Origin of the sequence: uncultured Veillonella sp., assembly GCF_905209685.1 — a bacterium.
Taxonomy (GTDB): domain Bacteria; phylum Bacillota; class Negativicutes; order Veillonellales; family Veillonellaceae; genus Veillonella.
In genome coordinates, this window is record NZ_CAJLUB010000057.1 from 1 (window position 1) to 10,843 (window position 10,843).

At 39.4% G+C, this 10,843-nt stretch carries 12 protein-coding genes and 1 pseudogene; 2 read left to right on the forward strand and 11 right to left on the reverse strand.

Annotation, left to right across the window (positions count from 1 at the left end; all coding sequences use genetic code 11):
* The coding region (gene cytX, locus QZ055_RS05490) for a putative hydroxymethylpyrimidine transporter CytX (protein ID WP_295825166.1) at positions 1–1,193 on the forward strand (1,193 nt) is incomplete at its 5' end.
* A gap of 148 nt (positions 1,194–1,341) precedes the next feature.
* Here the strand turns inward: cytX and QZ055_RS05495 are convergent.
* The 3 genes from QZ055_RS05495 to modA form a co-directional block, all read right to left on the reverse strand.
* Positions 1,342–1,971, reverse strand: coding sequence for an ATP-binding cassette domain-containing protein (locus tag QZ055_RS05495; RefSeq protein ID WP_227721392.1), 630 nt, complete (start codon positions 1,969–1,971; stop codon positions 1,342–1,344).
* Between the two features lie 8 nt (positions 1,972–1,979).
* Positions 1,980–2,648, reverse strand: a complete 669-nt coding sequence (gene modB, locus QZ055_RS05500) for a molybdate ABC transporter permease subunit (protein ID WP_227721393.1) — start codon at positions 2,646–2,648, stop codon at positions 1,980–1,982.
* A 178-nt stretch (positions 2,649–2,826) separates the two neighbouring features.
* Positions 2,827–3,615 (reverse strand): molybdate ABC transporter substrate-binding protein, encoded by a 789-nt coding sequence (gene modA / locus QZ055_RS05505; protein ID WP_295825168.1) that lies wholly within the window; start codon positions 3,613–3,615, stop codon positions 2,827–2,829.
* A gap of 285 nt (positions 3,616–3,900) precedes the next feature.
* Between modA and QZ055_RS05510 the strand changes: the two genes are divergently transcribed.
* Positions 3,901–4,890 carry an AEC family transporter gene (locus QZ055_RS05510; RefSeq protein ID WP_005387771.1) on the forward strand — a complete coding sequence of 330 codons (990 nt, stop codon included), beginning with the start codon at positions 3,901–3,903 and terminating at the stop codon, positions 4,888–4,890.
* Between the two features lie 146 nt (positions 4,891–5,036).
* On the opposite strand, the gene QZ055_RS05515 is transcribed toward QZ055_RS05510, so the two are convergent.
* The 8 genes and pseudogenes from QZ055_RS05515 to QZ055_RS05550 all read right to left on the reverse strand — a co-directional run.
* Positions 5,037–5,327, reverse strand: coding sequence for a metalloregulator ArsR/SmtB family transcription factor (locus QZ055_RS05515; RefSeq protein WP_227721395.1), 291 nt, complete (start codon positions 5,325–5,327; stop codon positions 5,037–5,039).
* A gap of 181 nt (positions 5,328–5,508) precedes the next feature.
* Positions 5,509–5,955 carry a universal stress protein gene (locus QZ055_RS05520; RefSeq protein WP_060923852.1) on the reverse strand — a complete coding sequence of 149 codons (447 nt, stop codon included), beginning with the start codon at positions 5,953–5,955 and terminating at the stop codon, positions 5,509–5,511.
* Between the two features lie 169 nt (positions 5,956–6,124).
* Entirely contained in the window at positions 6,125–7,396 is a 1,272-nt protein-coding gene (locus QZ055_RS05525) for a hypothetical protein (RefSeq protein WP_227721396.1), read from the reverse strand.
* An 8-nt stretch (positions 7,397–7,404) separates the two neighbouring features.
* On the reverse strand, positions 7,405–8,163 hold the full coding sequence (locus QZ055_RS05530; RefSeq protein WP_005387765.1) for an amino acid ABC transporter ATP-binding protein: 759 nt from the start codon (positions 8,161–8,163) through the stop codon (positions 7,405–7,407).
* A gap of 106 nt (positions 8,164–8,269) precedes the next feature.
* Positions 8,270–8,926 (reverse strand): amino acid ABC transporter permease, encoded by a 657-nt coding sequence (locus QZ055_RS05535; protein WP_005387763.1) that lies wholly within the window; start codon positions 8,924–8,926, stop codon positions 8,270–8,272.
* Between the two features lie 123 nt (positions 8,927–9,049).
* Complete coding sequence (locus tag QZ055_RS05540) at positions 9,050–9,862, reverse strand: amino acid ABC transporter substrate-binding protein (protein ID WP_295825172.1); 813 nt, start codon at positions 9,860–9,862, stop codon at positions 9,050–9,052.
* A 202-nt stretch (positions 9,863–10,064) separates the two neighbouring features.
* Positions 10,065–10,541: a hypothetical protein gene (locus tag QZ055_RS05545; RefSeq protein ID WP_005387759.1), complete on the reverse strand. Its 477-nt coding sequence runs from the start codon at positions 10,539–10,541 to the stop codon at positions 10,065–10,067.
* 36 nt (positions 10,542–10,577) lie between these two features.
* Positions 10,578–10,843 (reverse strand): annotated as a pseudogene (locus QZ055_RS05550) (tryptophan--tRNA ligase); the annotation flags it as partial.

Below are 10,843 nucleotides of genomic sequence, written 5' to 3' on the forward strand. Positions count from 1 at the left end.
TGAAAGACACACACATTACACAACCACAGTTCGCCATGATATGGTTTGGTGCCGCGCTATCCATAGCGGAGATTATGACGGGAACCTATCTGGCTCCCTTAGGGCTCACCCAAGGTTTATATGCCATCATACTGGGGCATATCATCGGCGGTATATTGCTCTTTGGAGCTGGCCTCATTGGTGGACGCTTGCGACAAGGCAGTATGAATACTACCGCTTTCAGCTTTGGCCGACTAGGGGCTAAAGGCTTTGCCTTTTTAAATATGCTACAACTCATTGGATGGACTAGCATCATGATCTACGATGCGATGCTCGCCTTACAAGAGCTAGCACCCCTATCGCCTATGATTTGGACCACAGCCATCGGAGCTCTCGTTATTCTATGGCTTTTCATCGGCCTCCACAATACAGGCTATATTCAAGCCATCGTATCTGTTCTATTGCTAGGTCTCACCCTCTACATGGGCGCTCACATGATAGCTCAATGGCCTAGTGAAAGTAGCCTTATAGCTAGTGGAAATATGAGTTTTATAGCAGCTCTTGAACTATCTATTGCTATGCCATTATCTTGGTTGCCTCTCATCAGCGATTATACTCGTGAAAGTAAAAATCCTTTCTCCGCATCACTAACAAGTGCTGCAGTTTACACAGTAACAAGTATTGTTATGTATACCTTAGGTCTTAGCGCCGCTATCTTTGGCGGTGGCGACTCCATCATTACCATCATGATGAACGCAGGCCTCGGCCTTGCAGGACTTATCGTTATTATCTTCTCTACCGTTACTACAACCTTTATGGACGCTTACTCTGCAGGCGTATCTAGTACGACGATCTATAGCGGAGCCTCCAGTAAAGGCGTAGCCGTTATCGTAACTATCGTCGGCACCATTGCGGCTATCCTATATCCAATGGATGATATTACAGACTTCCTATACCTCATTGGATCTGTATTTGCTCCAATGATTGCCATCCTATTAGCTGATTATTTTATCAATCATCAACAAGTACAAACACTATCGGCTTATCTAGTAAGAGGTCTCATTTGGGCTGTATCCGTTGGCTTATACCACTATATGTTACATAGTGAAAGCACTATCGGTGCTACACTACCATCCTTTGCTATGGCATTTATCGTTACCGCTATTGTGGGATTTATAAGTAAAACAGCGCATGCATCAACAGAAATTAAGTAACATTAGCAAATAACATCTATTATAAACGTACTAATTCAATACTAAAGATAAGGCTAAATACACTGCTATCAACTATCTAAAAAGAAAACACCTTCACAATCCACTAGTAGGATTATGAAGGTGTTTTTTATTATCTTAAATTTTACAGTTATTCAGATATCGTAATGAGCCCGTTTTCACAGGTCCAATGTCTATCCCCTACAGCTTCTACTTCGCTTTCATCATGTGTCACCCATACGCAAGGTACATCCCATTCTCGAATGATGGAAACGAGGTCTTCACGCACTTGTTTTCGTAAGTTCCAATCAAGTGCAGATAAAGGCTCATCAAGGAGCAGAATAGTCGGTTTTGAGTAGAGCGCACGGCCTAGTGCAACCCGCTGTTGCTCACCACCAGATAAGCTACCAGCCTTGGTATTACGATATTTCTCCAAACCCAAACGTTGTAACAATGTATCACACATGTCAGGGGTGCCTCGTTTGCTATAGGTAATATTATGTTCTACAGACAAATGAGGAAATACAATATTGCCTTGCGGCATATAGCCTACTTGCCGTTTTTGAGCAGGCACCCATATCTTTTTACCTCGATCAACCCACGTCGTATCATCATATTGAATACTACCAGTGGTTGGTTTTACGAGCCCTGCAATACATTTGATAAAGGTACTTTTACCACTACCAGATTGACCAGTCAGAACAGTAATTCCAGAAGGAAGCACCCCATCAGCTTTCACAGTCACAGAAGGTCTAGCTACAGTAAAGGAAAATGTAATCATAGAACCTCCTAGTTATTCTCTGTATGGCGGAACAAGGACCCCTTCGTAATGAGGTGAATGCCGCTCAACAATGCCAATGTAAGTACACAAATATATACAACAAGCTCAAAGGCATCCATGTACTGCCCTGCCTCTACGTAGGAGTAAATAGCTAACGGCATAGTACGGGTTACCTTCGGAATATTACCAGCGATTAAGATGGTAGCACCAAATTCCCCCATGGCACGGCAGAACGCCAAGATGCTACCTGTTAAAATACCTTTCCACGCAAGAGGCACAGATATGGTAAAGAATATACGCAATTCTGAAGCGCCCAATGTACGCGCTACATCCTCCATATTATGATCGACGGACTGCAAGGCAGAGCGCACTGTTTGATAAAATAGGGGGAATGCAATGACTGAAGATGCAACGACTGCACCAGAAGCGGCAAAAACTACACTCATACCGTGAGCTTCGAGCCACGCACCAAAAGCATATCCTGGAGTAAATACCATGAGAAGAGCAAAGCCCACAACTACAGGTGGCAACACAAGAGGCAACGTAATTAGAGCATCTAAAATAGCCATACCGCCCCACTTACAGCGGTTCATCCAATAACAAGCGCCTAAGCCTATAACAATAACGATGATAAGAGCAATGCTCGCCACCCACAGAGATAGCCAAAATGGACTCATAGTACGCCCCCTTTCTATCAATAAGACTAAAATCAGTAATAATAAAAATACATCTAGTTTTAAAATGATTTACTTATTTGCATCATATAGCATGTAAAAATGTATGTCTAACATATTCATAATAATATCTATATTGTATCATAAGAAAACGCTAGCCCTGAAAGCTAGCGTTTTACCCTTATTTAGAAGTGGAGAAACCGTATTTCTCTAATACTTTTTGGCCTTCTGGACTCATTACGTATTGGTAAAAGTCTTTTGCCAATGCGTTGTCGTATTTTTTAATGATACCGATTGGATAGATAACTGGATCATGAGAATCAGCAGGTGTTACTGCAGAAATTTGAACTGCATCGCCTGCCGCAATAGCATCAGTTTTGTAGATGAAGCCTGCATCACCAGCACCTTGGCTAACGGAAGCCGTTACAGCTTTTACGTCTTTAGCGTATACTACATTAGGTTCTACTTGTTCCCAAACGCCTAATTTTATTAATACTTGTTTACCGTAGTTACCAGCTGGTACTGTTTCAGGGTTACCTAATACAATGCGTTTTACTGTAGCGATTTGATCTAACTCAACTTTAGGTTGACCTTTTGGGACTACGAGAACGAGTTCATTCGTAACAAATGGTTTTACATCACTTACAAGGTCTTTCTCTTGTAACATTTTCATATTCTTTTCGTCAGCAGAGATGAATAAGCTAGCTGGTGCGCCTTGTTCAATTTGTTGGCGCAATGTGCCAGAACCAGCAAAGTTAATAGCAATTTGGTCGTCTGATAAGTTATGACTCTTTTTGTAGGACTCTGCCAATTCAGTAAGAGCACCTTTCAAGCTCGCTGCCGCTTGTACAGTAATCTTTTCAGATGTGCTTGGTTTAGCAGAATCTGCTGCTTTGTTTGTGTCACTACCACACCCCACTAACAAGGCCAGCATGAAAACGCTCATTAATACTAATAGAATTCGTTTCATAATTCCTCCTGTGCATCCCTTTGGACTCCACACTGTGAAAGCTATGGTTACTCACCGTAGAGACACGTTCAAAGAACAAACTAAATATACAATATATTCACATTATACTATATATTTGTTAATTAATATGTATGTAAAAACTCACATTTTGCATATATATTTCTGATGAATACCATAAGAAATCATAATGGATAAAACTTTTAAGCCCCGAACAATACATACTATGGTATGATAATACTATACATTAAATCCATACTAAATTAATAAGAAACTCTAGGTGAGATAATGAATATATTCGAGCTAATAGGACATATATTTATGAACTCTATGATTCCTATTTTTATACTGATAGGCGTAGGGTTTATATTGGATAGAAAATTTAAACTAGATTTATATACGCTGAGTAAACTAAACTTCTACATATTATTGCCTACCTTTGTATTTAGGGCTATGTATGAAGCTAAATTTACATCAGGTACGTTAGAAATCGTATTTTGTGCACTAGTTGTACTCATACTGAACTCTATCCTTTCAGGTGTAGTCGGCAAAATACAAGGTTATGATGTAGCAAAAATCGCCACATTAAAGAACTGCGTTATGTTCAACAACGTTGGCAATATGGGCATCGCCCTTGCCATCTTTGTATTTACTAATGTGCCTTACGTCATCGATGGCGCAACCCCCTATGCTGATTTAGGTCTTGTCAGCGTCGTATCTATTATGATTATACAGACCATTACGAGTAATACCTATGGCTTCTACCAAGCTGGCGCTGGGCGATTAAGCACAAAAGATGCGTTAAGCGTAGTCTTCCATATGCCTATGGTATATGCTATACCGCTTGCATTACTTTGCCAGCTCTTACCATTTGATTTACACGGTCTATTCTTCTTTGCCCCTCTTAAAATCTTTGCTAATGCCTTTGTAGGCGTTGCTATGATCGCTTTAGGGGTGCAGATTAACAGAACGCCATTAAACTTCTTTAAGGCGGATGTTATGCTCGCTACATCCTTACGTCTCGTCGTAAGTCCTCTCATTGCTGCAGTTATTACTATATTATTTATAATGTTCTATGGTCCTATGCACCCGATTGCAGCGCAAACGATTGTCATCACCTATAGCGTACCAACAGCCATCAATATGGCCCTTATTGCTATCGAGATGAAAAACAATCCAGAATACGCTACGCAAATTGTAATGGGTACAACCATACTATCAGCAGTAACTATGCCACTATTTATTACGATAGCCTATTACCTCTTCCCTTTATATTAATACTAGTATACCTATACAAAAAGGAGCCGTATAAACGGCTCCTTTTCTTATATTTTTATAGTATAAATCGTTAGAGGTTATATATCATATATGTTTTGTACATTCCTAGTTAAACTAGACAAGTAGTATATAGTAAGAATATATAACTATTGATGAGATACGTGTTCCATACCCATTCTTACGAGACCTTCTACGTGATCATCGTTTAGAGAGTAGTATGCAGTTTTCCCATCCTTGCGATAGGTCACAAGACGGGCTTGACGCAATACACGTAATTGATGAGAGATAGCAGATTGTCCCATCCCCATTGTTTCCGCAATGTGATTTACACACATTTCGTTTTCTAATAATAATTCTACTATTTTAAGGCGTGTAGGGTCACCCAGGATTTTAAACAGTTCTGCTAGCTTTAGCAATGATTCTTGTTTGTCGCTCATATAGTCCCCCATTTTATAAACCATTATCTATGTTTATTTATTGTTCTCATGTAACTTAATTTCGTTCTTATTTGTAAACCTAAATGGCATACATACAAATATTATATCATTTTTACGCTATAAAAAAGAGACTTTGTTACAACAAAGTCTCTTTTTGTATCATATCTGTACAGGATATGAATTATTTAATGATCAATACAGGGCAAGTGGAGTGACTAGTTACATAGCTACTTACGCTACCCATGAATAAGCCTTTCAATGGGCCAAGGCCACGGCTACCCATTACGATAAGGTCAGCATTATATTTTTTAGCTACTGCTAATAATGCAGGACCAGGGGAACCAACTTCGAATACGCTTTTAACTTTTACGCCTGTAGGAATTTCTTTTACTACATCGTTAAGAATTTCTTTACCAGTTTCTTCCATATCTTCTGCAATTTGTTCAGATACGTAACCACCGGAAATTGGTGTTTGATCGAAATTGGAAATAGCAGACACGATATTTGCAACGTGAACAATAATCAATTCAGCATGGTTGCGGTCCGCTACAGCGAGAGCATGTTCCAACGCACGTTTAGCATTTTCAGAACCATCAGTAGGTACGACAATAGTTTTGTAGGTAACCATAATAACCCCTCCTATTTCTAATCCCTCAAAGGGGATATGATCAAAGATCGTTTAGCCTATAGTATTATATTCTAGACCATCAAGGAAAACTCCTCTTTTTCTAGAGGATTTCTTTTATTATAGCACAAATTATACAGATTTATACAAATAAAAGAATATTATGTGTATATTATAAAACTTGTGATGATTGGTTAGTATTCAATGTAGTAGTCAATTTGAATCCATCCAGCACATCGATGAGCTCCGGTGTGCTAAGGCTAGTTCCTGCTGGGCCAATCATACGAGCCACGGCTACATTGCCTTCATTACCTAAGATAATAGTAGCGGCAAAGGATACTGGTGCAGCTGCAGATGTATCAGCCGTATTAGGATTCTTCATATGACCTGCCAAGTAGAACATTACATTACCATCGATAATATGTGTTTCATAACGAGTAATGGTTGCCTTATTCACCTCAACCAATTGTTTAAGGTAATAATCACCTAGCATTTGTTTGCCCATCATTGTAGGCATGCCTGTGCTAACCGCTTGTACGGGGATTGTAAAGGATTCAATATCAAGGCGCACATTATGCTTAGCGAAAGCAATTTTACCCTTTTCATTTAGACGGGTAAAACCTTTTGGATAGGCAAATTTAATACCTTCAGCTACGCTGATATCACTTGTGCCAGAGATAAACTGCTTAACACCTTTGATTGTACTAGAACCAGACTTATTTAGTAATTCAAAGGATGGAATTGTATGTTCCATCAAGCCTTGTTCCATAAATTCCCCTTGAATAGGAGCATAGGTGCTCGCCAAATTGTAGCGATGCGTTGGATCCTTATCCATGATGAATTCCGCTTCAAATACAGATTGAACAGGCTCTGTAGATGTCATTTCAGCATACGATTTTGGTGTTGTCTTATCCCAACGTGCTGATATAGCCCCTTTCTTGTTAAAGAAGCCCCCAACGATATCGTTATTTTCAAAGACATTACTATGCTGACGCCAGATGCTCAAGTACTCTTCATCAGACATGCCCTTGATTGGCACACCATACCAAGTCGTATTCCATTCCTTTTGAGATACCCCGTCTTGCGGTGTATTATTGCGTTTTGTGAAAGACACAGTATAGGAATCATCTTGTGTTGGACCTGCTAGGTTGAAAGAATAGCCTTGAATATGCTCACTTTCACTACGCACATCCATATCTAGCTTAACACCATCGGCTACACGCCATGGAATCGTAAAGGTATAGCCATTTTTATAGTCCTTAACTACTGTGTTCATCGTAGTCGCATACGATTTATACTGATCTGGCAAAATAGAGGCAGAGTCTTTTTGGGAATCTACGATTGCCATCGGAGTTCCAGGTGTGCCTTGCAAGCCTTCTGCCATAATAGAGGTCGTGCTCATAGCCATGACAGCTAACGTAGCAGCAATAAAACGTAACTTCATAAGACCTCCTATAACATGTTCTCCAAGAACGCTTTCGTTCTATCGTTCTGTGGATTGTTGAAAATTTGTTCTGGTGTACCTTCCTCTTGGATAACACCATCCGCCATAAAGATGACACGATCAGATACTTCACGAGCAAAGTTCATTTCATGAGTTACGATAATCATCGTCATATGATCATCAGCCAACTGTTTAATAGTCTTAAGAACCTCACCAGTTAATTCTGGGTCAAGGGCAGATGTAGGCTCATCAAAGAGCATGATTTCAGGATTCATCGCCAATGCGCGAGCGATGGCCACGCGTTGTTGTTGACCGCCAGACAAACGGGATGGATACATATCGCGCTTTTCCCATAAGCCAACTTTATTAAGTAATCGCTCTGCAATCGGTAAAATTTCATCATCTTTCATACCTTTTACCATGCGCGGCGCGATCATAATGTTATCAAGCACCGTCATATGAGGGAATAAATTGAAAGATTGGAATACCATGCCCATGCGTAATAATAAGTCATGTTGTGTTTCTTGGCTAGCATAGTTTACAGTGCCATTAGCATCTGTACTAGCAAGGACAGTACCATCTACAGTAATAGAACCACCATCAATGGTTTCCAATTGACCTAAGCAGCGTAAAAATGTAGATTTACCAGACCCAGATGGGCCGATGATAGAAACGATTTCCCCTCTATCCATTTTGAGCGATACATCGCGCAATACAGTTTGATTGTTAAAGCGTTTTTCAATACGCTCCATATTTACAAATGTCATAAGTACCTCTTACATCGTCGTATAAATAAATAGCTGTAATTTCAAATCGGCTATAGTCCTTAAAAACAACTAAGTCCATATCTACGACACACTACTACAGAATAGATTAATCTTCATATACAGCAAATCGTCTTTCTAAGTAGTTGAAGATATTTGTCAAAATAAAGGTAAAGATCAAGTAGAACAAAGCTGCCACTAAGAAGGCAGAGATATCAAAGTCACGTTGTACGATAGATTTTGTAATACGCAAGATATCATTCATAGCCAATACGTATACAAGAGACGTATCTTTCAACAAGTTAATTGTTTCGTTCGCAAGCGGAGGCAATACGCGTTTAAACATTTGTGGCAAGATGATTTTACGCATTGTTTGAGCATAAGTAAAACCAAGAACCTTTGCCCCTTCGTACTGACCACGAGAAATGGATTGAATACCACCACGGAAAATTTCACATAAATACGCTGCGTAGTTCAACACGAATGTAAGTACTGCAGCTGTAGCATCATCCATTTGGACTGCTCCATCTGTAATGATAGGCAATGCATAATATACGAATAAAATTTGTAACATTAATGGTGTGCCGCGCATCAAATATACGAAGGCTTCAACAATTTTGTCGAGCACTGTAAATTTTGATAGACGTACCAAAGCAAGTAAGATACCGCCAGGGATGGATAAAATCCATACAATACAGAATAGCGATACGGTTACCTTTAAACCATCAGCGATGGTTGGGATAATCTGCAATAAATAATCTAACATGGAATACTCCTTCAAAACACGACTAGAGAAGAGGCATCTGGCCTCTTCTCTAGTGTACATTTCGTTCTTTAATTATCTGTTGTACATACTGACCATAGTACTATTAGTATATCACGAATTGTACTATTTAGCATCGCTCTTATCTAGGTCTGCGCTAGAGCCCAACCATTTTTCAACGATTTTATCAGCAGTACCATCTTTTTTCATTTCAGCTAAGATACCATTGATTTTGTCACGTAATGCAGTGTCATCTTTACGGAAGCCAACAGCGAAGTTATCAACACCGTAATCAGTACCTTCTACGATTTTGTATTTACCAGGTTCTTTTGTCATGAGGTAACGAGCGATAACACCATCAGCGATAACTGCATCAACACGACCAATACCAAGATCCATGAAAGCACTTACGAAATCAGCATAGGATTTAGTTTCTTTCACAGTTTTACCGCTTGGATCATTTTGTAATGCAGATTCACCAGTACTAGCTTGTTGAACACCTACTACTTTACCTGCTAAATCAGCTTTGGATTTGATGGAGTCATCATCATTACGAACAACGATGTATTGTTTATCCTTCATGTATGGATTGGAGAACAAAATATTTTTCTCACGTTCAGGAGATACTGTTAAGCCATTCCATAAAGCGTCGATTTTTTTAGATTTCAACTCGGCTTCTTTACTGGACCAGTCGATAGCTTTGAACTCTACCTCCATACCAGCGCGTTTAGCTGCTTCTTTAGCCATATCGATATCTAAACCTACGATTTCGCCTTTATCATCTTTAAAGCCCATTGGAGGGAAGCTATCATCTAAGCCGATAACGATTTTTTTAGGTAATTCTGTATTAGCAGTTTTAGTATCGCTACCACAACCCGTTACAAATACCATCATAGATACTGCTGCAAGGCCAACGGCCATCATTTTTTTCCAATTCATAACTATCCTCCACGGTGTGTTACACCTTTAACTACTTGCTATTATATGCTGTACAGAACTCACCTCTACACCCGATGATTGTATTATACTTTAGTTCGTTAAAGTTGTAAATAGTTAATTTGATGAATTTTTAAATTTTCTTAGTTTTCTAATGTTATATACAATCTATTATAAGAGTAAAGCGTTTGTATAACCCCATACTTTAAAGCTCTGAATGCTTATGAATAGCCTCAATCATGGCCATTTTATCTTTATACCCTACCTGCGCAAGATCTAAGGGGATTACATAAATGCCACCATGACCATTCATGGCCTGCAATTCACGCCACCCTTCGGTAAATCCAATAATATGCTCATAATCGACAAAGACAAAATATTCATCCCCATGAAAGAGACTGTGAAAGTATTCTATAAAAGAAAAAGGCCTACGTTTTAACACGAGGCCCTTTTCACAGATAAAAGCTTGACTTTCACCTAATCTATGAAGGGTCCACAATATAAGAAGTAGCAACAGATAATACAATATACGCTCAGCCCAATCAGACGGCAAATATTTTACAATTAACACGCACACCAATAGACCGACGATGCGTCCAGTCCACTGAATCCCGCGATGTATTTCTAAGCTCTGTTGTACGGCACCTGATGAAAAGCGTTCCATTGCCTCTTGTTTCGTCATGGCTTACCTCACAAATTGAAAGTCTACTATATGATTTTATTTACGGCACAAGCCCATAGCTTGCTCAACTTTACGGTACATTTGACTTGCTTTAGCATGAGCTTTAGCAGCACCTTCATCAAGAATTACATCAAGTTCAGGGCTTGTAATCAATTCATTGTAACGTTGTTGGATTGGCTCAAGAGTTGCCACTAATAGGTCTGCAATATCGGATTTGAATACGCCATAACCTTTACCTGCATACATGTCTTCGATAGCTTCATAGCTGTCTTTTGTGATAGCACGGTAAATGCCCATCAAGT